The sequence below is a fragment of the Pedobacter sp. UBA5917 genome (assembly GCF_002432345.1).
Lineage (GTDB): Bacteria > Bacteroidota > Bacteroidia > Sphingobacteriales > Sphingobacteriaceae > Pedobacter.
Window position 1 is genome coordinate 1 of sequence record NZ_DJDT01000221.1, and the last position, 24,468, is coordinate 24,468.

The 24,468-nt window shown below is 38.6% G+C and carries 23 protein-coding genes and 1 tRNA gene; 9 read left to right on the top strand and 15 right to left on the bottom strand.

Features of this window, described 5'->3' with window-relative positions; all coding sequences use genetic code 11:
- Positions 1 to 561: 561 nt before the first annotated feature.
- Entirely contained in the window at positions 562 to 1,452 is an 891-nt protein-coding gene (locus B2V92_RS14740) for a helix-turn-helix domain-containing protein (RefSeq protein ID WP_293309425.1), read from the bottom strand.
- A 73-nt stretch (positions 1,453 to 1,525) separates the two neighbouring features.
- A complete protein-coding gene (locus tag B2V92_RS14745) occupies positions 1,526 to 2,344 on the bottom strand; it encodes an SDR family NAD(P)-dependent oxidoreductase (protein ID WP_293309427.1) in 819 nt (272 codons plus the stop codon).
- A 191-nt stretch (positions 2,345 to 2,535) separates the two neighbouring features.
- Between B2V92_RS14745 and B2V92_RS14750 the strand changes: the two genes are divergently transcribed.
- The 3 genes from B2V92_RS14750 (at position 2,536) to B2V92_RS14760 (ending at position 4,244) form a co-directional block, all read left to right on the top strand.
- The gene (locus tag B2V92_RS14750) at positions 2,536 to 3,048 is read left to right on the top strand and encodes a GNAT family N-acetyltransferase (protein WP_293309429.1); all 513 of its coding nucleotides are present in this window, start codon (positions 2,536 to 2,538) and stop codon (positions 3,046 to 3,048) included.
- Between the two features lie 313 nt (positions 3,049 to 3,361).
- The gene (locus B2V92_RS14755; RefSeq protein ID WP_293309431.1) at positions 3,362 to 3,805 is read left to right on the top strand and encodes a MarR family winged helix-turn-helix transcriptional regulator; all 444 of its coding nucleotides are present in this window, start codon (positions 3,362 to 3,364) and stop codon (positions 3,803 to 3,805) included.
- Between the two features lie 37 nt (positions 3,806 to 3,842).
- Complete coding sequence (locus B2V92_RS14760; RefSeq protein ID WP_293309433.1) at positions 3,843 to 4,244, top strand: MoaF-related domain-containing protein; 402 nt, start codon at positions 3,843 to 3,845, stop codon at positions 4,242 to 4,244.
- 92 nt (positions 4,245 to 4,336) lie between these two features.
- Here B2V92_RS14760 and B2V92_RS14765 read toward each other — a convergent pair whose 3' ends face one another.
- Positions 4,337 to 5,044, bottom strand: coding sequence for an AAA family ATPase (locus tag B2V92_RS14765; protein ID WP_293309435.1), 708 nt, complete (start codon positions 5,042 to 5,044; stop codon positions 4,337 to 4,339).
- Positions 5,045 to 5,682: 638 nt separating this feature from the next.
- Here B2V92_RS14765 and B2V92_RS14770 point away from each other — a divergent pair.
- Positions 5,683 to 6,096 carry a VOC family protein gene (locus B2V92_RS14770; protein WP_293309437.1) on the top strand — a complete coding sequence of 138 codons (414 nt, stop codon included), beginning with the start codon at positions 5,683 to 5,685 and terminating at the stop codon, positions 6,094 to 6,096.
- 148 nt (positions 6,097 to 6,244) lie between these two features.
- Here the strand turns inward: B2V92_RS14770 and B2V92_RS14775 are convergent, their stop codons facing one another.
- The 8 genes from B2V92_RS14775 to B2V92_RS14810 all read right to left on the bottom strand — a co-directional run bounded on the left by B2V92_RS14775 (position 6,245) and on the right by B2V92_RS14810 (position 10,863).
- Positions 6,245 to 6,688, bottom strand: a complete 444-nt coding sequence (locus B2V92_RS14775; protein WP_293309439.1) for a hypothetical protein — start codon at positions 6,686 to 6,688, stop codon at positions 6,245 to 6,247.
- 20 nt (positions 6,689 to 6,708) lie between these two features.
- Complete coding sequence (locus B2V92_RS14780) at positions 6,709 to 7,158, bottom strand: DUF3805 domain-containing protein (protein ID WP_293309441.1); 450 nt, start codon at positions 7,156 to 7,158, stop codon at positions 6,709 to 6,711.
- A gap of 94 nt (positions 7,159 to 7,252) precedes the next feature.
- Positions 7,253 to 7,795, bottom strand: a complete 543-nt coding sequence (locus tag B2V92_RS14785) for a hypothetical protein (RefSeq protein WP_293309443.1) — start codon at positions 7,793 to 7,795, stop codon at positions 7,253 to 7,255.
- A gap of 61 nt (positions 7,796 to 7,856) precedes the next feature.
- A complete protein-coding gene (locus tag B2V92_RS14790) occupies positions 7,857 to 8,501 on the bottom strand; it encodes a DUF4738 domain-containing protein (RefSeq protein ID WP_293309445.1) in 645 nt (214 codons plus the stop codon).
- An 81-nt stretch (positions 8,502 to 8,582) separates the two neighbouring features.
- Positions 8,583 to 8,921: a hypothetical protein gene (locus tag B2V92_RS14795; protein WP_293309447.1), complete on the bottom strand. Its 339-nt coding sequence runs from the start codon at positions 8,919 to 8,921 to the stop codon at positions 8,583 to 8,585.
- Positions 8,922 to 9,253: 332 nt separating this feature from the next.
- Positions 9,254 to 9,607 (bottom strand): hypothetical protein, encoded by a 354-nt coding sequence (locus B2V92_RS14800; RefSeq protein ID WP_293309449.1) that lies wholly within the window; start codon positions 9,605 to 9,607, stop codon positions 9,254 to 9,256.
- Between the two features lie 58 nt (positions 9,608 to 9,665).
- Positions 9,666 to 9,989, bottom strand: coding sequence for a DUF6572 domain-containing protein (locus tag B2V92_RS14805; RefSeq protein ID WP_293309451.1), 324 nt, complete (start codon positions 9,987 to 9,989; stop codon positions 9,666 to 9,668).
- A gap of 370 nt (positions 9,990 to 10,359) precedes the next feature.
- Entirely contained in the window at positions 10,360 to 10,863 is a 504-nt protein-coding gene (locus B2V92_RS14810) for a DUF2059 domain-containing protein (RefSeq protein ID WP_293309453.1), read from the bottom strand.
- Positions 10,864 to 11,021: 158 nt separating this feature from the next.
- Here B2V92_RS14810 and B2V92_RS14815 point away from each other — a divergent pair, with 158 nt between their 5' ends.
- The 5 genes from B2V92_RS14815 (at position 11,022) to B2V92_RS14835 (ending at position 18,136) form a co-directional block, all read left to right on the top strand.
- A complete protein-coding gene (locus B2V92_RS14815) occupies positions 11,022 to 12,269 on the top strand; it encodes a hypothetical protein (RefSeq protein ID WP_293309455.1) in 1,248 nt (415 codons plus the stop codon).
- Positions 12,270 to 12,537: 268 nt separating this feature from the next.
- Complete coding sequence (locus B2V92_RS14820) at positions 12,538 to 13,905, top strand: sensor histidine kinase (RefSeq protein ID WP_293309457.1); 1,368 nt, start codon at positions 12,538 to 12,540, stop codon at positions 13,903 to 13,905.
- Entirely contained in the window at positions 13,898 to 14,584 is a 687-nt protein-coding gene (locus B2V92_RS14825; RefSeq protein WP_293309459.1) for a response regulator transcription factor, read from the top strand. The genes B2V92_RS14820 and B2V92_RS14825 overlap by 8 nt, the downstream gene beginning before the upstream one ends.
- Before the next feature lie 86 nt (positions 14,585 to 14,670).
- Entirely contained in the window at positions 14,671 to 17,475 is a 2,805-nt protein-coding gene (locus B2V92_RS14830) for an outer membrane beta-barrel protein (protein ID WP_293309461.1), read from the top strand.
- 31 nt (positions 17,476 to 17,506) lie between these two features.
- Complete coding sequence (locus B2V92_RS14835; protein WP_293309463.1) at positions 17,507 to 18,136, top strand: hypothetical protein; 630 nt, start codon at positions 17,507 to 17,509, stop codon at positions 18,134 to 18,136.
- Between the two features lie 207 nt (positions 18,137 to 18,343).
- Here B2V92_RS14835 and B2V92_RS14840 read toward each other — a convergent pair.
- From B2V92_RS14840 to B2V92_RS14855, 4 genes are all read right to left on the bottom strand, one after another.
- A tRNA-Asn gene (locus tag B2V92_RS14840) sits at positions 18,344 to 18,417 on the bottom strand.
- A 196-nt stretch (positions 18,418 to 18,613) separates the two neighbouring features.
- Positions 18,614 to 20,179 carry a SusD/RagB family nutrient-binding outer membrane lipoprotein gene (locus tag B2V92_RS14845; protein WP_293309465.1) on the bottom strand — a complete coding sequence of 522 codons (1,566 nt, stop codon included), beginning with the start codon at positions 20,177 to 20,179 and terminating at the stop codon, positions 18,614 to 18,616.
- Positions 20,180 to 20,196: 17 nt separating this feature from the next.
- The gene (locus tag B2V92_RS14850) at positions 20,197 to 23,424 is read right to left on the bottom strand and encodes a SusC/RagA family TonB-linked outer membrane protein (protein ID WP_293309467.1); all 3,228 of its coding nucleotides are present in this window, start codon (positions 23,422 to 23,424) and stop codon (positions 20,197 to 20,199) included.
- A 105-nt stretch (positions 23,425 to 23,529) separates the two neighbouring features.
- Positions 23,530 to 24,468 (bottom strand): FAD-dependent oxidoreductase (locus B2V92_RS14855; protein WP_293309469.1); only part of this gene is annotated, 939 nt, incomplete at its 5' end.

Below are 24,468 nucleotides of genomic sequence, written 5' to 3' on the forward strand. Positions count from 1 at the left end.
ATGGATGATGTAAAATGGATGATGTGGGATGGAACAGTCCGAGAGTCGGAGGTCCGAGGTCTGAAGACAGATAGCAAAAATCAATATGCCAAGCCCTTCTTAATGACCTTAATTTCTTAATGGTAAAAAAGTCTCATGAGTCGGATGTCCGAGGTCCGAAGATAAATAGCATAAAAGTTAGGCGCAGAAATTTTATTAATGTTCTTAATTTCTTAATGGTAAAAAAAGTCCGAAGACCGAGGTCCGAAGATAGATACCCATATCAACAAGCCAAAATCCACCTTAATTTTCTTAACTCCTTAATGGTAAAAGATTACAGAAAGATCGGAGATAAATAGCACAAAACAAGGGGCAAAAATTTTCTTAATGCCCTTAACTCCTTAATGGTAAAAGATTACAGAAAGATCGGAGTCACCAGTATAGCTTACAATAAAAAAACTAATCTCAGCGTAAATAATGGAAAATGCAAAATGGATGATGGAGTTAGAAAGTCAGAAGTTTAACCCCTTACTTTGCATACTTTGCGCTTATCTCAGCGCTCTTTGCGGTTAAACATTGAAATTAATTCAACAACTGTTTCTTAAACACATTCGGACTAATTCCTACCTCTTTTTTAAACAAACGCGAAAAATAAGACAGATTCTCGAATCCAAGTGCATAAGCAATCTCCGAAACTGATCTATCCTCTCCGATCAAACGGTTTTTAGCTTCGGAAATTAAATAGATATGAATATGTTCCAAAGCCGTTTTACCACTTTCCTGTTTTAAAACATCAGATAAATAACCAGCCGAAATATTTAGCCGTTCGGCCATATACTGCACTGAGGGTAAACCTTTGCTGGTTAACAATCCATTATTGATATAGCGGTTAACCTCTTCATTAAATTTGGTTACTGTTTTGCCCGAAACTTCTGCACGGTTAAGGAACTGGCGTTTGTAAAACCGCTGACTATACTTTAACAAGGTATCTACATTGGCCAAAATCAATTCGCGGCTGTATTCATCCTGATTATTATTATACTCGGTTTCAATTTTACGGTAAAGATCCCATACCGTTTTTTCTTCCATTGGCGAAAGGTGCAGCGCTTCGTTTGCCTCGTAATCGAAATAATGGTATTTTTTGATTAGCTCATGTAAAATATGTCCGTTCAGGTAATCTTCGTTGATGAAGATCAAAAAACCATCTTCCTCCAGCTCAAGGTTTTTCATCTGGATGAGCTGATGGGGTTTAAAAAACATCATCGAGCCGCTTTCGTGATCGTATTTGGTACGCCCGTAAAGAACATGCCCTGCCCTCACCTTTTTAAAGCCGATCATATAAAAATCGCTCGTAAACTCCCTATCACCGATAGAACATTGATTATTACACTGGTAAATGCTAAACTGCGGATGTGCAGGTGGCGGAAAGCCATTGGCGCTGTGCAGCTCGATTAAACTTTTATAATGTTTCATCCTTTAAAAAAATGTACTACAAGCTACACAATTATAGGCATAGCTAGTAGTATTAAAACTTTAATATGATTGATTAATGACCGTGTGCATCGGCCGATACGGTTGCCCACTCGTCAAACTCGGCCAAACGTTCTGCATAAACTTTTTTTACACCCGGATAGGCCACTTTACCTAAAAGGAAGTGTAAAGGTGGATTTTCGCTATCAATCAAAGCCAGAACCGCAGGGGCTGTGGCCTCTGGTTTGCCCCAGGTATCAGGGGTTGCTCCTTCAGCAAAAGCCTGTTTAACCGGTGCGTAAACTTCCAGAGGCTCTGTTTGGAAGGCAGAGGCACCCGACCAGTCTGTTGAGAAACCATTTGGCTCGATTAAACTTACATTGATACCAAATCCTTTTACCTCAGTAGCCAGGGTTTCGCTTAAACCGTTAACGGCATATTTAGAGGCGTTGTACAAGCCCAGTACAGGTAAAGTAACCAATCCCAAAAAGCTCGATACCTGAATGATATGTCCTGATTTTTGTTCGCGCATCACTGGAACTACCGCCTGTGTTACCCAAAGGAGCCCAAAAAAGTTGGTTTCCATCTGTGCACGTGCCTGTTCCTCAGTTGTTTCTTCAATTGCACCGAACAAACCAAAACCGGCATTGTTGATCAGCACATCAATACGCCCAAAATGCTGTTTAACTTTAGCTATTGTTCCAAAAGCTTCGTCGCGGTTATTTACATCCAGTTGTAAAGGAAGCACGGCATCGCCATAACTTTCAACCAGATCGTTTAAATCATTGATGTTCCTTGCTGTTGCGGCAACTTTATCGCCACGTTCTAAAAGGGCTTTTGCCCAGATTTTACCAAAGCCACGTGAGGCACCTGTAATTAAGATTATTTTCGACATTTTTTTCTTTGTTTAAATATTGATAACAAAGGTATTGCGCATATCAGCCGCCGGTTTATACAAAACACGGAAGTATTAGCACATTTTAGGGATGACCGATGTTATTTATCATTTCAAATTCATCAAAATAAAAAAGGTTGACTTTGTCAACCTTTTTTATTTTATTTGTACGATAAAAATTTAATAACACAATGACAGCAGATACAACAAAAATAGAATTGGCAGATGTACTCATCAGGAATACACTGCAACCCGGCGACCTGGGCTATATCGCTTATGTACATGGCGAACTTTATGCTGAAGAATGTGGTTATGGATTAAATTTTGAGGCTTACGTGCTGGGTGGATTAAGGGATTTTGCAAATGAATATAATCCCCAAAAAGATATGGTTTGGATCTGCGAGCATAAAGAGAGAATTATCGGTTTTCTTGTTGGCCAGCACCGTGGCACTGCGATACAATTCAGGTATTTTATTTTCCGGCCCGAATACCGCGGCATTGGATTGGGGAAAAAGTTAATGGAGGCATTTGTTGATTTCGTGAAAAGCAGCAATGTTAAGCATGCATACCTTTGGACAACCAACGAACAAGAGGCGGCAATTTCGTTATACGAGCGGTTTGGATTTGTACTCAGCGAAGAAAAACCCTCGGATGCTTTTGGTAAACCCTTAACGGAACTCCGCTACGACCTCCATCTTGCTTAATTGTTTATGGATTTTTAAGCTCCATTTTTTTTGTCCTCTAAACCTGCAATAAAACATAGGTTTTACTTTTCAAAATCAAAACGCACCGTAAATATTTTTTTTGGAAAGCAGGTTCGGTAGCATTTGGGGCAATACAATCCTGCTGTACGCTGTACTTCGTACTGCTTCCATCAGGTTTAGGTGGCACGGCCGGTAATAAGATTTGGGGTTGCAGGGCGCTTAAAAAGGAACGCGATTTCCCAATTTGAACTGAGAAACATATTATATATTTGGCTTCGGTTTAAAAGCTAAATACTTTTAAAGGATTGATAAAATGCAGAAAAACGAAGAAACCATACAAACCATCAGGGCATTTAACCGCTTTTACACCTCATTGATCGGTTTGCTTGATGGCAACCTGCTTTACAATGGTTATTCGTTGGCAGAAGCCCGGATTCTGTACGAGATTCATATTGGTAAACCGGCCAATGCAGCCAATATCATAACTGCTTTGGATATGGATAAAGGCTATTTGAGCCGTATTCTTAAAAAATTGCAGAAAGATGGTCTGGTGGGTAAAGCGCAATCAAAAAGCGATGCCAGGGTATCCTTACTCCATTTAACCGACAAGGGATTAAAAATCTTCCACGAACTGAACCAGGAGTCGAACGAGCAGATCGGCTTATTGATCAATCCATTACCCAACAAATCCCAAAATGAGCTTGTAACACACATGAAAGCCATTATGAACATTTTGGGAACAGGGAAAAACAATTAAACACAGCAGATAAACCACCCATTAAAATAGCATCCCAATGAAAAAACTACTCTTTGCATTATCAGCAGCATCGGTTCTGGCAGCCTGTCAGAATACAGAAAAAGCAAAAACAGGCGAATATGCCCTAATCGGCAAAAAAGCAATAATTACCTATCCTGATTTTAAAGCCGAAGTTACCTATAGCAGCGATAGCACACTGCACTGGAAAACCACAGCCAACGGAACAAGTAGCGAGGGGGATGAAAAGATTTTTTATAAACCATTGAACGACCATCAGTATTTTTTAAACTGGATAGAGAAAGATGGCTTTTCAGTTAGTCAGGTGATCGATTTACAAGCAAAAAAAGTAACTACATTTAGCACATTTGCCGATGAAAAAAGTGAAAGGGGAAAAAGAGGGAGTGCCAGTATGGAAGGTACGGTTGAGCTATTGAAATAACAATTATCGCCTGCCTCTGTAACCAGAATAAAGGTTTATATCGTTAATGTAGTAACAGTTATCTCTACGTTTTCCTTATACCACCTGTTCTTTCACTGCGACATTTCCAGTTCATCCAGGATCTCGTTTTTGAGCTTGGTAAAAATGTAATCTTTAGCTTCTGCAAATGAGATATCATATTTACGGGCAGTTTGCTGAAACCGCTCGGGAAATTTTGCCAAAAGACCATCATAAAACACATCCAGATCGGTATTTCGGGGCATTTCGTATTTTAGCTTAAGCTGGAATCTTCTAACCAGAGCCGGATCGATGATATCGATATGGTTGGTGGCGCAGATGAGTAAAGCGTTTTCAGGAAAATAATCGAAAAGCTGGATAATGGTGTTTACCAGTCTTCGCATTTCGCCTACGTCTTTCGAGTCGTTTTCGCGGGCTTTACCGATTTGGTCAAACTCATCCAAAAACAATACTGCTTTTTCGCGTGCAGCCTTATCGAATACCATTTTAACATGCTGTGAGGTTTCGCCTACCCTTGCCGAAATGATATTGCTGAGGTTGAGGATCAGGATATTTTTATTCAGGGCTTTTGCAATGGCCTTCGCTGTCATGGTTTTACCGCAGCCGGAACTACCGTACAACAATACTTTATTGTTTACCGGGAGGCCGAATGTTTTCAGTTCATCCACAAAGCGGTGTTCGCGGAGCAAACCAACAACTGTTTCCCTTTCGGTATCATTTAAGTGGATATCAGTTAAATCTACCTGTTCCTTATCGTTGATCAAGAGGTCGAATACGGTCATGAGTGGATGCGGGATTTATTTTTCAGCAATTGCGTGCAAAATTAAGCGCTCAGATGGTATTTGCAGCATCAGGAGATTTATTTTATCATTAGATTACAAAACAGAAAGTTATTCTATCCGATCCATACATGTTTAACTTATGAGGTAATCATTGTATTTCGAAATTATGCTAGCTAATGAATGTTAATATGGAAAATGTAAGATAGATGAGGGAATAAATTTCAATGACCAATTTCCAATAATCAATTTAAGGGTCAATAAAAAACTTCTGCGTGTATCACCGTTATCTGCGGGGAAAAACCAGCAATATTGGAAAATGTAAGATGGATGAGGGAATAAATTTCAATGACCAATTTTCAATAATCAATTTAAGGGTCAATAAAAAACTTCTGCGTGTATCACCGTTATCTACGGGGAAAAACCAGCAATATTGGAAGATGTAAGATGGATGAGGAAATAAGCCTAGAGTGAAAAAAGATCTCATTGCAGGTCTTTTCGAAATTATGCTAACCAATGCCAAATGAACCAATGAACCATTTTTATCTCCGTCGCATTTAACCCCTTAACTTGTCGCTTTTACGCATATCCTCCAATCAACCATTGCTGTATCTTTGAATAAACTAAAAAGAAAAACAAATATGGCAACTCAAATTTTTGTTAACCTGGGCGTTAGCGACCTTAACAGATCAGTAGAATTTTTCACGAAACTTGGTTATACTTTTAACCCGCAATTTACCGACGAAAAAGCAACCTGTATGATCATCAGCGATACGATTTATGTAATGCTTTTGACCAAACCTTTTTTCCAGACTTTTACCACAAAAGAAATTGTAGATACCAGCAAAGCAATAGAATGCTCCATTGCCCTATCGGCTGATAGTAAAGATGCGGTTAACGAAATGGTTGATAAGGCTGTGGCTGCAGGTGCTACGGTACCAAATCCGGCTACCGATTATGGTTTTATGTACCAGCATAGTTTCGACGATCTGGATGGCCACCATTGGGAATATTGCTGGATGGATCCGAACGGTATGCCCGAGCACCAGGGATAGTTTATTATAGTTACTACTGGCAAAAAATTATTGATATTTTAACAAAGGCAGGCACGAAAAATTCGTTGCCTGTTTTTTTATTGAACAGCTTATTCAATTTATTTTATCATGTCTGTACTGTGTTAAATGTTATATTCAAGTTTAATACTCAAGTTATTTCGCTAATATTCACGTTTTCACTTAATACCCCCGTATATCTCGATCTTATCAGTTTTCTTTTTATCTCCACGGGCAGTTTATTAAAATCAAGCGGATTAACCGGCGAAGCCACCAGGTGATAGCTTAAATCAGAAAAGTTACCTAATATGGTCTTATCAAAAGCAAAAAATCCCCTCATGGCCATGGCAACAAAACCATGCAAATACTCATCATCCACTTTTGAATTAATAATTCCGGCAAGTTTTGGGTTGATTATAATGTCGGATGTGACCGGTAATTCATCAAAGAACAAACTGATCCGCCTGCTCTCCTCCCAGTTTTCGGAAATAGATGCCGGCAATTTCCCAGCCCCAGAGGCAACAAATCCAACATGTTCGGTATTGGTAAAAAACCAATCTATATCCATGGTCTCCTGATCGATATTAGTCAGCATAATTTGGTTTTAAATATGACTTAGATAATTTTGATACTGGCGATCATATTTTGGACCGACATCAGTTCTCTCAAATTAACAGGTAATGCCTCCTGTTGCTTATCAATGGAGAATGTGCACAAAAATAAATTATTGCGTTTTCCGATACTCCAATAATAAATTACAAGATTGTCTTCCTTCTGTGGTGATTCTTTCTTATAATATACACAATCGTATTCACCCAGTTTTATTTTCTTTGCTCCTTCATTTTCGATCAATTCTGTTGTAATATATTCATCAGCTTTATCCACTCCTGAGTTAGTTACATCTGGCCATTGAAAAGAAGTGATTCTAAAATTACCAGTCCATAGGGTCTCATCTTCATTCCAGAATGCATCTGTAGCTTCGTCTCCATCATCGTATTCCGCCCAGCCATCAGCTAATGCAAAACTAAAACAGCCACCTCTCGAAATGTAGTTGTTATTGTTCATTTTTCAGTTTCTACGGGATCTTAACTTAATAAGGTATTGAAAAATTCATCTTTCTTTTTTGTCTTTACAAGATGATAAGTTAAATTAATAGTAATTATTGTCTGTCAAAAAAACCACTTATAAAATACTTACCCTGGTAATCGTTTAATGTGATTTTATAATTATTGATAAAACAATAATATAAAATTGAATATGCATCTTTATGATATTCTGTTTTAACAGCAAGGACCTTTTTATCTTCAGTTGAATCAAAATATCTAGCTATAAAATCAGGCATCGCTAGTTTCGCATATGTTTCTTGAACATTGGTATCTAATTTAAAATGGCCGATTTGCCAGTTATCCAGATCTTTTTCCGAAAAATTTATGCTCTGATTTAACACTTCAGATAAAAACGACCTGAAATCCGGGTATTTTTCGGAATAATGTTTTATAAAAATTTTATGTAAAACATTAATGTTCGTAAAAGCTTTATAATTTTCTTTACAGCAGATAAATATTAAGGCAAAACCATGAACTGAAGGAATTTTAAAATCATGCTTGGCTAATTCAGTGATGATAGATTCGTTAATCTTTACACCAGGAGTAGTGCAGGATATTGCAATAGTGAGCAACATACACCATAATATTTTTCTCATACTGAAGCGCATATTTTTTTTAAAAATAACGGGGTTAATTTAAAACACAAAATCCAGGATTTTAATTTCCTGTAATAACATAATTTCCGTTTTTGCTAACAGTTACTGATACGCCCACTCCAATATCTGTAATGGGTATCGAAACAGAATATCCCACATTAAAGGTATCATTAGCAAATTTTAAATAAGGGCCGTGCAGCACTCCATATCTTTTTAGCTGATCGTTTAAAACCCCATCGAAATCTTTTTTTACAATTGTTTTCTCAAATACTGTTTTGCCTTTTTTCGATATTTTAATGTAATTGGCAAAATGGTAAGTAACAAAATCTACGGGGTTCTTCTCCTCAAAAACATATTTTTTTGGAATGGTAATACGGCTGTTTTTCAGACAATAAAATCTGGAGTAAAACCGTAAACTATCCTTAACCTCTAATAAAGTATCTATCACTTTAACATTGTTGTAGCTGTTGATCAAACTTTTTTTTTCTTCTGCCAGCGATGGCGGTTCCTGCTCTTCATCCGGGCGATCGCCCGAAGCGGCAGTAATAGAATCCAGCCATTTATCCTCGGTCGTTTTTTTAACAGCAGAATCAGCGCTTTTACTTTCAACTGTATTTATTTGGTGAGTTCTTACGCATCCAAAAAGGAAAACAATCACCATAATCAAACTTAAAGCACTAACCTTCATATCACTAATCAGTATCACAAAAATTCATTTAATTATTTCACTCCAAACATTGTATAAAATACTAAGCTTAAAGTCTGCATCTTCGGAAAAGAAATCGGGCTAAGGCCACATTTTAATTACGGTTTTGGCCTGTTCCGAAATTTCAATCCATTTAGGATCTAAAATGATTTCCTTATCGGTCTCTTTTTCAACATAATTATCTAAAGCCTCTTCAAGCTTTTTGATTGCAGAAATTAACTCCGGTTTTAGTTCACGGGTAATTTCTTTGTTTTTAATAACATTACTAAGGTTATGATCGTCGAATAACCTGCTCATTAATTCAATATATGACGAAATTAAGCCAGTATCATTATTTTCGTTCAGCCAAAGTTTTTTTTGTATACCGATGTCTGATATTTCCAAAATATCATTAAATATATACTCTAAAATTTTTTCCATTTTTATTATTTGGCTTTATGTTTTTAAGGTCGATTAAAAATACCACTATTGATTACATCATTTAAATAGGCTTCTTCGGTTATTGCATCGTCTTCGAAATCATCAATATTGGAATGAGCCAATTGATTAATGATCTGGAAAAGACCAGTTTATTTAATTCAGTAAAAACATCGTTCTCCAAAAATATTTCAGTTAAATCTCCATTTTCAGTTCTCTTATAAACTAATCTATTTAAAGCTTCCTGACTTTAACAATTTTAAAACTTTTAACATCATGCAAATACACTCCATTTTTCTTAGATTGATACCCTAAGTAATGGATTTTAGTTATCTCTATCCATAAGGGAATAGCTTATCGCTAATCTTAAAAACATAAGTACTTTTTTCAAGCCAATCTACTTCAGCAACAACAAGTTCATTAATCTGCTTATATTCCATCAATGATGCAATATTTTCTATCTTATCGATAAAAACGACATCAAAATTTAACTCCTTTAAACCCTGGGGTATAATTTCAATCGCTCCATTTATATCTCCGGCTTTTATGATGATATTTGCCCAGGCTCCAGCATACGTACTATTCACTCCATCTGCTCCCAAATCTATTAAATCATTAAACTTAAAACCTTCTCCTGCTCTAATATTCACAAAAGCCAACCAAAAATTATAATATCTATCTTTATTCATTATTATTTGGGGTATTGCGATTTTATTTAACTATTTAATTCTTGCACTATGTAAATAATTATGCACCATATTTAACTTCGAAACCGATATCCCCATTATTTAAAAAGGCGGCAACTTTCTCTATAAATTCATGCCCTTCCTTGTTTATATGATATTTCCCGGTTATTTGCACTATTAATTTCTTACCTATAGCATTTGGATATTCTTTATAAATCTCTTCGCTATCGATAAAATTTAAATAAGCGTTGATTTTTTCTTGTAAGGCAGATAAATGATATTGAGTGTCGTCCCAATTGATATGATCTGAAATGGTTAAAATTACTTCCCCGGTTTGCCTGTCAGTGCCAATAAAGTCAATTTTATTAATATCTAATACCGACATATTCTTTTTTGATCTTAAAATATAAATCAGCCCAATCTAACAGCAGTATTTACTTCCATAAAAAGACGTGAATAGTCATTTATATCGTAAATTACCTAAGTCAACAATTTCAAATTAACACGTTTAATAAACGAAAAAAGAAACCATACTTCCAACAAAAGGAATAATAAAACACTTACAAAGCAGGTATTCTCGATTATTAAATACCCATTTGGGGTTAAATCAACATTTAAAGTAAATATCTGCAACATCCTTAATGCATGGGATTTCAATTCGTCATTTATTGAAATAGTAAGCAAACAGTAAACGGACCGGACTATGGTTAGTGCGGTATAAGTTTTAGTAAATTTTGTTCTGAATAGTATGGAAGCTATTCTTTTATATAGCCTTTGGCCTTAAGTTTCTCCACTACTTTTTGCCCAATTTGCTTACCCCACTCCTGACCTGCAATCATCGATTCCTGAGTAATCAGAGGCGTTTTTTCAGCGAATTTTTTACCTACAGGTGTCTCATAAAATGCAATTACGCCCTGAAGATCTGCCTCTGTTAAGTGCTTCTGGTATATTGGCAAAATCAGATCAACAACCCGATTGATTGCATTTTTATTTATTTCAATACTAAACTCATCCCAAAATTCATTAGGAACACTCGATTGTTGTTGCTTAAATATTGAGATCATTTGACTTAAAGCACCTTTATAAGCCGCTTCAGAGCCTGACACCTGTAATAGTTTCGTTAATGATGATCTGTAACTATTATTTTCCTGACAAAAAGAAAATGTAGTAACAAACGCGAGCAGCACGGTTAAAATAGATATTTTCATGTTTTTTTTCAGTAAAGTTAAAGCTTTATTATCTATTTTAAACTTTTCCATTGATAGATTAACCCATGTTTTTTATAGAATTTTCGATGCAAGTGCGCTAGTATTCCTATTCTCTCCAAAAACTCCCAGCCGTTTCTTTTGTAAATCCATTTTGTCAAAAAAAATAACCAACCCTGTCACATTCCGGTTTTATCTGTGTCTTTTACCACATGAATAAAGTCCTAATTTTCGCAGCCCTCTTTTGCACCTCCATTACACAAAGTGTTTTGGCGCAACGAAATGTAAACCTGATTACTACCGACATTGATCATTTTTGGCAGGCCTACGACAAAATCAATGCTACAAAAGATACCGTTTTACAGTACAGTTACCTCAAAGGATTATTTCTTGATAAAGGTACGCCGGGACTCAAAGCCATGATGGAGGCAAGAGGATATACCGCCAAAGAATACCTGGATATTATTACCCAAAAACAGACTTATTTTAACGCCATCCGCAGCAATACGTTAAAGGCGAAAGATTATGTCAAAGCCATTGCAGCCAAAATCGATCAGTTTAAACAGCTTTATCCGGCCTTAAAACCGGCAGAAATCTATTTTACCGTAGGTGCTTTCAGAAGTGGCGGAACCTCCAAAGGGAATATGGTACTGATTGGAAGCGAGATTGCTTTTACCAGCGAACATTTAGATAACCTGGTGTATACCAATGTACATGAATATGTGCATACCCAGCAAAAAACAAACATGGGCGACAATTTATTGGCACAATGTGTAATGGAAGGCGTCGCCGAATTTCTTTCCGAAAAGGTAATGGCTAATCCTTCTACCGCGCCTGCACTGGCCTATGGCAAAACTCATACAGCAAGCATTAAGGAGGCATTTGCACAGCAGATGTTCAATACCGGGTATGGCTTTTGGCTATATAGCAATGCCGAAAATTCTTTTGGGGTGAGGGATTTGGGATATTATGTGGGTTATGCCATCGCTGAACAATGTTATGAAAAAGCAACAGATAAAGCCAGGGCAATTGCAGAGATGATTGAGCTCGACTACAATAATATGGATGCCCTTTATGCTTATGTAGATCGATCGGGTTATTTTGATCAAAAGATTAAACAATTAGAGATCGAATATGAAAAAAAACGTCCGTTTGTGCTAAGTGCCACCCCCGAAAAACAAGGCAATTCAGGCGACACCCTGAATTACAAAATTAAGGTTGTGTTTTCTAAACCTATGGACAAACGCTTCAGGAATTTTGATTTTGGACCACTGGGTAAAGATAATTCGATGATGATCAAAAACTTTCTTGGCTTTTCGGAAGATGGCACCACTACCGAATTCGAAGTTGAGCTAAAACCCAACAAACAATATCAGCTTGTACTTGGCGAAGGTTTTAGGGATATAAACGGCGTAAGGATTAAACGCTATCTGATCGACTTTAAAACCGGGGATAAATAACCTGCCCGCCGGAGCTAACGGACACAGTGCATTCAATTTTTATCACCAATTACAGCTAGCGAAAAAGAAATAAAAGATAGTTAAAAAAGGTTAAAGCCCTCTGTTCAAATTTCTTTAGCAGGATAATGAAAGTAATATTAAGCCTCTAATCAATTAGGTATAATTACCCATTTTTTTAAATCCTTAGCGAAAGTTAATCATTGTTGCAGTTTAGTTAACTATTGTTAACAGACATAGCGCATTGAAAATCATTAACTTATATTTGTTTATGGATTTTATTGCTAAACGTATCTGGTACATCACTATCCCTACCGCAATGGCAGTATTGGTTTTTCAACTATATTGGCTGCATAACACCTATATAAACCAACAAACCAACTTTAAACAAACGGCTACTGTTGCGCTTCAAAAGGCATATGATGCTACTATTCTAGAAACTGTGGCTGGCCATAACTATGAGCAGCAAACTACCAATATTTCTATAACCGATACGGATACCGCAAAAGCCACTAAAACCAAAGAGACAAAAGAGGAGGATAAACCAACCACTCCATTATTAAAAGAAATAAGCCCTGCTACCGTTAAAATCGGTAGTGCAGATACAGATATAGGGCAGCTTCTCTCAGGCATATTATCTATGAGTCTTTCGGGTGCTGTTAACCCATCCATGTTGGAAAAAAATTACCGGAACGGACTTAAAAACCAAGGCATTACAATTCAGTTTAAACTAGTGATATATAAAAAAGGACAGGCGGTACCAAATAGTGACGATTCAAATTTTGTTCAAACCAAAGTTCAGGGCAATACCATTAGGGCCCGGTTTGCGGGGGTAAACAAATTATTGATTGTTAAAATGATCTGGCCTATAGTACTTTCCTTTTTACTTGTTATGCTGATTACAGGCTGTATATGGATATTGTGGCGCATAATAGACAAACAGAAAAAACTGGAGGTGATGAAAAACGATTTTATCAGCAATATCAGCCACGAATTAAAAACTCCGCTGTCTATTTTAAATACCACCAACGATGTACTGTTAAATTTTGAGGGGATGAAAAATCCCGAAAAGACAGAAAGATACCTTAACCTAAGCAGAAACGAGCTTCAGAAATTACAGCACCTGATCGATAATATCCTGGACCTCACTAAAATGGAACATACAGATAATAAATTGGGGCCATTTGAAAAGATAAATCTGAAAGACCTGCTCAAAGCTACGGTTTTGCGTTTCAAGGAGCTACCCGGGATCGACATCGAACTCGACCTTAAAATCAACGACAAAGTGATCAAAACCTGGCCTGAAGCATTGAAAACAATTGTTTCGAACCTTATAGATAATGCCATCAAGTATACCAGCACTTCAGATAAATATATTAAGATTTCTGTTACAGAAGATCAGCGGTTTTATTGGCTTTCGGTTAGCGACCAGGGGATCGGAATTCCCGAACACCATCAATCCTTTATTTTCGACAAATTTTACAGGGTGCCACAGGGAAACCTGCACGATGTAAAAGGCTATGGCCTGGGTCTTAGTCATGTTAAAAGCCTTTTATCGAAAATGGATGCGAAAATAAGCGTAAGCAGCAAACTCATGGAGGGTTCTGTTTTCACCGTTCAACTCAAGAAAAATGACTGATCAGATCAAACTGTTACTCGTAGAAGACGAGCCTGTACTTGCGGCTATAATTAAAGAAACCCTCGAAATGAAAGGTTTTGAGGTTGCGCATGCGATTAACGGAGTAGATGGCGCAACTGAATTTCAACGTTTTAAACCTGATTTATGCGTTATAGATATTATGATGCCCCAAAAAGATGGCTTATCATTGATTACTGAAATCAGAATTGCCAACAACCATACACCCTTGATTATATTAACTGCAAAAAGCGAGACGCAGGATGTACTGAAAGGTTTTAATGCAGGGGCTGACGATTATATCAAAAAGCCATTTAGTATGGAAGAGTTGTTGATGCGGATCCAGGTATTGATTAAACGCACAAAAGCCAGGCAACCGGTTCAAAATGACCAGCTATATTTAGGAAATTATGTTTTTGTACCAAACCGCCAAGAGCTGCATTACGGCGGTGAAGTGCAACGTATGTCGCAACGAGAGGCCGATATTCTGAAACGGCTTGCCACAAACCTTAACCAGATTACCGAAAGAAAAGAAATGCTGATAGAACTTTGGGGAGACGATAGTTTTTTTAATACCCGCAGCATGGATGTGTACATTACACGCCTGCGTAAATATCTTTCTCATGATGCCAATGTACAGATTGTAAATATACGTGGCAGGGGTTATAAGTTAATCACTTAAAATCAACGTTCATTTTCTAACATCCGTTAACGTTATATTCAGTTTCGTTAACCTAGTTTGCCCCTATGGCACGATAGTTTTGTGCCATGAAGATTCTAAACCGCAAACTGTTTAAGGCCCTATTATTCTTTATTGGCCTTAGTCAATTGGTATTCGCCCAGCAGGAAAAAATAAATTCAAAGATTCTCGATGGCAATACGGGCCTCTCTTTAACCCATGTACTTGTTAAAATCAGGCTGCTTACCGATACCGCTATTAACTATAGTAGTTTAACAGACGAAACAGGAACAATCAGTTTTGCCAAAATACGGAAAGGTGATTACGAATTAAAGATCCATGCAATGGGCTATACGGATACGCTCATTCGTTTCAGTATCCCTGAGGGTAAATTTAAGGCCCTTCCACCTATTGTGTATCTGCAACCCAATAACGGCATACAATTAAAAGATGTAATCATTAAAGATAATACACCTCCGGTACGTATGAAGGGCGACACCGTTGAATACAATGCAACCAAATTTAAAACCAAAGAAAACGCAGTGGCAGAAGATCTGTTACGAAAATTACCCGGGGTTAGCATTGATAAGAGCGGCGCCATAAAAGCACAGGGCGAAACTGTAGAACGTATACTGGTAGATGGAAAAGAGTTTTTTGGAAGCGACCCCACCGTTGCCACCAGGAACCTCCCCGCAGATATGATACAAAGGGTACAGGTACTAGATAAAAAAAGTGATATGGAAGAATTTACCGGTGTGAAAGACGGCCAAAAGGTAAAAACCATTAACCTGATTACCAAGAAGAATATGAAAAGAGGTTATTTTGGCAATGCAAATGCAGGTTTAGGTAACAATGGCCATTATGAAGGAGGGACTAATATTAATAGTTTCTTAAATGAAACACAGGCATCGCTGATTTTAAAGGGTAATGATATCAATAAATCAGGATTTAGCCCTACCGAACTCATTAAATTGCTTAGTCAAAATAGAGATGCTTTAAGCAGTTTACCTCCAGCGGCACTATCCGAACTTTTACGAATGAAAGGTGTATCCCTGCAGGGGAGCAGCGATGCCATAGCTGCTTTAGTCCGCCCGGTTGGCATAACCGATACCAAATATGGAGGCGTAAATTTCAATAACGATTGGGGCGATCGTTTAAAATTGAGGAGCAGCTACTTTTTTAACCACAACAATACAACCGAAAATTTTGATTACCTAAGACAATACCTGGTACAGGCTCCCTATAGTTACCTGCAGGCGGGAGATAGAAATACCATTAACGCCAGTCAGCGGATAGATATGAGCATAGATACCAGATTAAGTAAGCGGTTATCAGTAAAAATCAGTCCCAAGGTTAATCTTAGCACCGCAAAAAACAATTCCAATACAGTTTTTAGCTCTGTTAGAACGGGCGATAATGCAGGTAAGATTAATGATGGAACACAATTTCTGAACATTAGCACCAATAATGACCTCTTTAGCGGAAATGCCATGTTCAAATACCAATTCGCAAAAAAGAGCCGTACTATGGTGCTGGATCTTAAACCTGAGTATTTTGGCAACAGGAGCAATTACCTCAACCACTTTACAAACAATATTTATGCTGCACCAGGAAATACAATGGAAAGCATAGACCAGCAAACCCTGAATACTGGAAACGTTTACAGTATCAATGGAAACCTTGTTTTTACAGAACCACTTTCTAAAAATCTATTTTTACAGGCTGGGCAACGATTTTACCTCAGTGATGGTAAATACCTAAGAACGGTTAGCAACAAGGAAGCGGGCACGGGCAGATACGACCTGACTGATGACAGACTTTCGGATAATTTCTCTTCAGGCCGGAGGGAATACAACACCAAAGTTTCCTTATCTGGAGGGTATAAAAAATTAAACTACACCATTAGCAGTTTATGGAAGCAAAGCACTGTCAAAGGTCATTCTATTCTAAAAAGTTATGAGGTAGATAAATCGTACCAGGCCTTTTTGCCATCACTATTTGCAGAGTTAAGGTTATCGAAACAGCAGAAATTAACATTAAACTACAGTACGGAAACCAATTTACCATCAGTTAGCGATTTACAACCTTTGGAGGATAATTCTGACCCTTTATTTATACGTAAGGGAAATCCTGAGCTGGATCAGGAAAAAACACAGAATATTTCTTTTGGCTTTAACGCTTTTAAACCCACTACCGGAAATACGCTTTATGCTAATCTGCAGATCATGCGGTACAGCAAACAGATTGTAAGCAATACCATTATCAACGTTGCTACCGGAAAGCAATTGATTATCCCGGTAAATTTAAAAGGAAATTATAATGTCTCTTTAAACGCAGGCAATAGTTTTAAAGTTGATAATGACGGATCATCTTTAACAGCAGAATTCAATGCCGGATATGCCAAAAACGGAATCATGAACAATGGCATTTTGAATGATGTTAGGGTATTTTCTTTAACGCCCCAATTAACCTTTAATTATTACCTGGGAAACCGTATCAGCTTGGGTTTGAAGGGGAGTGCTGCGTGGAATTCACGTAAATTTTCTATGGCGAGCCAATTACCCGAAAAAAACTGGTTGCTCAATTACGGTGCTGAAAGCGTTGTTATACTTCCATTTAACTCAACACTCGAGGCCAGTGTTGATGTACTTTCTGCGCTGGGTTTAAGCAATGGTTACAACAATAATGTGGTATTGCTCAATACAGGTCTGAGCAGAATGCTGGGCAAACAGTTCTCTCTAAAAGCAGAGGCAATGGACCTGTTAAACCGCAATCAGGCCATCAACCGGATCAGCAACAGCGGTTATATAGAAGACAGGAAAAACAATGCCCTGGGCCGTTATTTCCAGTTTAGCGCCATTTATAAATTCAGGCATTTTCCCAGGTCGAAATAAACAATAAACATCATTAAAAACAAAAATAGCAATGAAAACAACAGCAATTATTCTAACAATAGCGACAGCCTTTTTGACACTTAGCGCTAGTGCCCAAGATAAAACCCAGGGCAAGGTAACCTACGAAAATACCATTAATATCCATGCAGGCCTCAAGCCAGACCAACTGCAGTACAAGGACATGCTTCCTGAATTTTCTACTTATAAAGAAGAGCTTTACTTTAATGGGAAAAAGACAAAAACTACAAGCACTACTCCTGAAGATCAAGAATCTGATGGCGTTAGCATTAAAATGTCGACGGATGATGAAGGAGACATTTATTCTGATGGCACGCAAGCTGGAACCTATTCTGTAATTAGACAAAAAGGAAAATATACCGCAACAAAAATCAAAGTAAAAAAAGAAGCTGAAGAAAAATTGGGAACGAAGAAAAAAAACATTCTGGGCTTTGAATGTACAGAGGTAATTGCAGGTGAAAAAACATTGTGGGTAACGGCTATACTGCCTTTTAAAGGTGGACCATCTGATGTATTTTCTAAATATGGGGCAGTATTAGGTGTAGAGCAGGGTAAAAAATTCAAAGCGTATGCAACGGCAATAAACTACGTACCTGTAAAAATTGAAGAAGTAACATTACCGGCAGGTACTGTTATTAAGTAAATTTCTTAATGGCTCCGACCAAAAAAGTTCATTCTGCTTTGTTTGGTATAAACTTCTCGCCCAAAATAAACCTTAAACAAAAAAACCACAACGAGAGTTGTGGTTTTTTTAAGCTCCTTCTGCCGGGCTCCCTTCACATGCGTTCAGGATAAACTTCTCACCCAGCCTTAAATAAAAAAAGCGAATAACTTTCGTTATCCGCTTTTGCTCCTTCTGCTGGGCTCGAACCAGCGACCCTCTGATTAACAGTCAGATGCTCTAACCGGCTGAGCTAAGAAGGAATCCGGCTATCCAAAAAACAAGTTTCTTTAAGCTTTAAGGCAAATATCCGCTTGTTTGTTTTGGGAGTGCAATATTAGTGCTTTTATATTATTTATGCAAAAAATAAATCAAATATTATTCAAGAAAATGTTCCTCCGTTTATAGCGGAGGAACACCCCTTATTTTCCACACTGAATTTCAGCCGGTTATCAATTCTTATTTAACAATCCAAGGTAGTTGGTTAATGTCATCCACACCATTATACTGGCGCTGCAATGCCACTTTAAGGTTATCGCCATTGGTTGTGCGTTCAATATCTGGGTATTGAAAACGCTTAGGAATTCTATTACTGTTACCTACACCCGGACCTACATCAAATGTTGGTACACCTGTTCTGCGGTACTGGTAGTAAGCTTCAAATCCCGAATTACGGAAATAAGCGAGGTATTTTTGCGTAAGGATCTGTTTTAAACCATTGGCTGTGTTACCGGCATACTTAACCGCAGTTTGGGCATAATAATCGGTTTCGAAATTGAAATTAACGTTAAAGTTTTCAAATTCGCCAAGTTTTCCATCTTTTTTAAGGAAGGTAACCACATTTACACCATCTTTAATCCCATAAAAACCAATAGAAGCCAGAATGCCTTTTTTATACCAGCTTTCCGCATCTCCGGTTGTCCAGCCACGGTTAATGCCTTCTGCCTTGATGAAACACAGCTCCGGATAAGAAATAATGAAAGTATTTTCGGCAGTATACCCACTGTAATACCTAAAACGGCCGATGAGCGAATACAAACCTTTCTGTACTTTATCCAACATCACCCCCTGATCTTCGCCTGTACTGGCACCCACAAAATTGCGGTAATCGGTAATGGCATAACCATTGGCTTCGGCAATTCCCCTGGCCGGCTCTGCCACCATGTAGGCACGCGGATCTTTTAGGCTTGATAAGGTATTTAAATAAGTACCGGCCATGTTATAACGCAAAGCATCATTACCAAAGTTATCCTTATTGTTAGGGTATTTGTTAAAACTTTCGTTGTACACAAACTGAAGGTTGTCGGCCATGCTGTCCATTACCGGGTATTTGGTGGGATTGGTGAATACCGCTGCAAATTGTTGCTTAACCTGCAGATCGGCATCGTCAACTTTGTTGCTCAACTGGATCAAGGTCCTCAATTTAAAGGTATTTACTACTTTTTGCCAGGCAACCAGGTCATTTTTAAGGTAAATATCGCCTTTCAGTTCTTTGTTACCAGTGGCAATTAAAGCAGTTAAATCACTGTTTGCATCTTCCAGCCAGCTTAACGATTGCTTAAAAATATCTTTTTGCGTATCGTACTTTGGTGTAAGGTTCGCGAACCCTTTTAAAGCTTCCGTCATCGGTAAATCGCCTACCTTTAAACTCATTTTAACGAAAAAATAAGCTTTAAAAAATTTGGCCAAAGCCAGGTAAGGTTTTCCCACTTCACCACCCAAACGGTTGGCTTCTTCTTCCATTTTCACAACATTTTTTAGTGTGGTATAATCTAAAGAAGCACCTGTCCAATCGTAATTATTGGTTGCATAATAAAAATAATTTGCCGCGGTATACTGGTTCCATCTTTCGGTGCTCGAAAACGGGGCCTCGTACATGTCGTACAAAATACCGTTCAGCAACAGGTTAGGTGGCACACTTTCGGCCTGGTTGGGATTTTTAAAGTTTTCTTCGAACTGTTTCTTACATCCGCCACATAGGGCAACAATGATGAAGAGGAACAGAATTTTATGTATTGATTTCATTTTCTGATAGCTAAAGGTTAAAAAGTAACATTCAGGTTAAAGCCCAAACTTCTGGTGGTTGGTGTTTGCAGTGTTGAAGTACCTTCCCTGCCCGAGTACTGGTCTACATCCACATCGTTATATTTCGAGTTGATGAAGTAAAGCAGGTTACGGCCAACAACCGAGAAATTGGCCGATTTGATGAATGTACCTTCCAATAACTTTTTAGGCAATTGGTAACCAAAGGTTACTTCGCGCAGTTTTGCATAAGTACGGCTCATCATGGTATTTTCTTTAGCCCCGTAAAAAACGCCCAGATAATCCTGCAATAACTGCGGAGTGGTATTTGGTGCAAAACTAAGGTCGCCATAGTTGGTGATTACGCCTGTAACCGGATCAAAATTAAGCTTACCGTTATTGGCAATTACCACACCTTCGCCTACCCAGGTACCTTTATAGTTGGGATCGTTTACATGGATATAATCCTGATATCTTGCTTCGCCCATTTTACCCTGAACGGTTTCGATCTGACGACCGCCCTGGAACGATTTAAGCCTCACATAATCCTGCATTACACCGCCAACTTTACCATCTAACTGGAAGCTGAACGAGAAATTATCAAACCTGAATTTATTGCCGATACTCCATACCCAGTTTGGATCTGCGTGCCCCAATAACTGGTTAACCGGTAGCGAAATCGGAGTTCCGCTCGAAGTATGGATCACCTGTCCGCCCGGTGTTTTGGCCAGCACTGAGCCATAGATATTGTCGATACGGTCGCCGGCTTTAAAAAACTGATCAACCGATGTTTCTCCGGGAGCCAGTTCTTTGTAAACCTGTTTGTAGGTAGACCAGTTGATCATCACATCCCAACCGAATTTATCGGTCATGATCGGTGCGCCTGATAAGCTTAACTCCACACCACTGTTCTGCGTTTTACGACCGTTAATGGTGTTGGTTTGATAACCTGTAGCCGGCGAAATGTTTTGTTTGATGATTTTCGGCCCGTCGATATACCTGAAATAAGTGGCTTCGAAGCCCAACCTGTTCTTTAAGAATTTAAGGTCTATACCACCTTCGTAATTCGTCCTGCTCTGTGCTTTTACCGCGTTCAGATCGATCAGGTTGTTGGTATAATAAGCCCCTGTTTGATTATTATAGGTAGGCCTGATGCTATATGGCGAAGAAAGGCCATAACCCGGGCCGCCATAAGAAGAAGTATATTCGGCACCATAACCCAGCGGATAAGTTTGCAATGGCGTTGCGCCGATATATTCGAGCGTACCCAAACCTGGATCCTTAACATTGGCATACGATATCCTTGCTTTTGCGAAAGAGATAAATTCAGGCATTTTCACATAATCGGAAACTACCGAACTTAATGAAACCGAAGGATAAAATGCTGCGTTATTGCCCGGAGGAAGTGCAGAGTTTTTATCTACCCTACCGGTTGTATTGATATTCAGGTATTTTTTAAAGCTTAAATCAACTGAATAAAAAGCACTTAAAACCAACATCTGCGAGTTGAAATCGAATGCTTTTACCGGATTTTTAGAGTTCGAGAAGTTATATACATTCGGAACGTTCAGGTAATCGGTAGTGGTAAAGCTGGAGTTATAACTGAAGTTACGGGCGTTACCTCCGCCAAAAGCACTGATTTCGAATAAATCGCCAACATTTTTGTTGTATTTCAAAATCAACTGGGTGTTGTTTTCGAACATGCTGCGGCGGTCTTCCCTGTAATCGCCCAAACCTTCTTCGCGACCGTAAGGATGCGCCGAAAATGGCATTTTCTCTGTCCTTAACTGGTCGTAGGTAGAAATCTGGGTTTTAAGCAACACATCCAAACCTTTCTCTATGTTGTAGTTTAAAGAGGCATATCCGTTAATATCGTTCTTTTTGTGTCCGCGCAACCACTCATACGACATAAAATACGGGTTATGGTAACGTTGGTATTCGGCATAGATACTCTGGATACCTTCTTTGCCCGGCTGCCAGTAATTCTTCATATCATCAATGTTCCAATCGGCACCGCCCCAAAGGGTCATGTTGTAGATCACACTGTTCGGACCATAGTTTACATCAGGGATATTATCGGAAAACTGACGGCTGTAATTAATATAAGCCTCTGCCCTTAACTTCGGACTGATATTGTAAGAACCGCTTACATTAAAATTGTTAATGTTCAGCTGCGTGTTCGGAATAATTCCTTTTTGGTAGTTATTGGAGATAGAAACCCTTAAATTGTATTTATCGGTTGCCGAAGATAAAGCTACGTTATTGGCCGAAAGCAAACCTGTTTCGATAAAACGTTTTAAGTTATCCTTACCACGTGCCACCCATGGCGTACCCTGGCGCACACCGTTTATCACAGGGCTATCGTACTGTGGGATTAACTGGCCTTCAAATTTCGGACCCCAGATATCATAATCACCATCATTTAAACCGCCGCCTTTTCCATCACCGAAAGAATAGGCACTGTGCTCACCCGGTCCGTATTCGTCCTGGCTTTTTGGCAAAGCGATAAATCCTTTATTAAACTGTGTGCTTGAGTTTAGCTCAACGGTAAAACCTTTATCGCTTAATTTACCTCTTTTGGTGGTAATCAATAAAGCACCGTTATAAGCCTGATAACCGTAAAGTGCCGCAGCTGCCGGCCCTTTTAATACGGTGTAGGTATCAATATCATCAGGATTGATGTTCCAAGTATCCGAATTGATCGGCACCCCATCTACCACCACTAAATTTACGTCGTTACCACGTAGATAAAGCGACGAACGGCCCAAAAGCTCAGAAGACACACCTACGGTTAAACCGGCAACTTTGCCCACCAGTCCGTTTACGGGGTTGGCTTCGCGGGCTTTTACCAAATCGGCACCTTTAACTTCCTGAATGGCATAACCCAGGTTTCTTTTTTCCTTACGGATGCCGAGAGCGGTAACCACCACCTCGTTCAGGTTTTTCGAATCGGTTTTTAAGGTAATGGAAAGATTGGTTCCCGTAACTTCAACTTCCTGCGAAATAAAGCCAATTGAACTTACCACAAGGGTTTCGCCTGTTTTGGCATCGAGGGTAAAGCGGCCCGACTGATCGGTAGAAGTAGCTTTTTTGGTTCCCTTTACCAGCACACTTACACCGGGGATGGGTTGCTGTGCATCGTCTTTAACGAGACCCGCTATTTTTGTTTGCGCCCATGTAAAATAAGGCGTGAGGCATAATAACAGCAAGGCTACCATGCACATCTTCATCTTGTAGAGATGTTTCATTATATCTATAATTTTTTAGGTTTTATAGATGCAATGATAGGATGTGCATGTTAGCCCAATGCCAACTTTAAGTTAACAAAACACCGTATTTTTGTTTAGTATTTGTTAACTAAATATTTTCTTAATACTTTCTGCTGCATAACCTGCGCTTGCCGTCATACCTTTACCACCAATAGCTGTACGGATATGGATGCGGTTATCCAAATCGTAGGTTACAATATGTTTGGTAGGATGTTGTGGATAAAAACCGGCCCAGGTAGTTTGTAGTTTGCGTACATCGAAATCAACAATCCTGGCCGCTTCTTCCAGCATAAGCTCATTAATATGATTACTTAAATCAAAACCCAGATCATCGAAATGGTTTACATCGGCATACACATGCGAATCGCCAATGATAATGCTGTTATCTGCCGCTTTTTTAAACAGGATATGGATACCCCATTTTTTCAGTTCCTCATAGTGCCCTGGTGTTTTAATGTTTTTGAACGAAGGGCAATAATTCTCAAAACTCTCGTATCGGCGAGTGGTTAAACCGGTTAAAATATTACCTTCGAGTTTCACATCGGGCATTGGTATACTGCGCATCATCTGTAATTTGCTCACTACAATGCCACTTTCGCTGAAAAGCTCGGGATAAAGCAATTTAAATTCGTAACCATTGCAGATAATGGCTTTTTCGGCGGTAAAAAGCTCCGTATTATTTCTTAGCCCTACTTCTACCCCGGTACCTTTACTTTCGCATGCTGTAACGGGGCTGTTGTATTTTAGGGTATACAATTCAAATTTCGCTTTCATATACTGATGCAGGCGGTGGATCATCAAATCGGGCGCTACACTGATTTCCTGCGGAAAAAAGATGGCTTCTTTGGCATAAGATGATTTAATAGCGGGGTATTTTTTTAAAATAGCCGCCTGATCGAGTAATTCGGTTTCGTAACCAATGGTATCGTAATGTGCTTTTAGCTCGTGGATCAAAGTACATTCATCATCATCAGATGCAATGTACACACTGCCATTGGCAGCTACCGAGATATCGAATTCCTG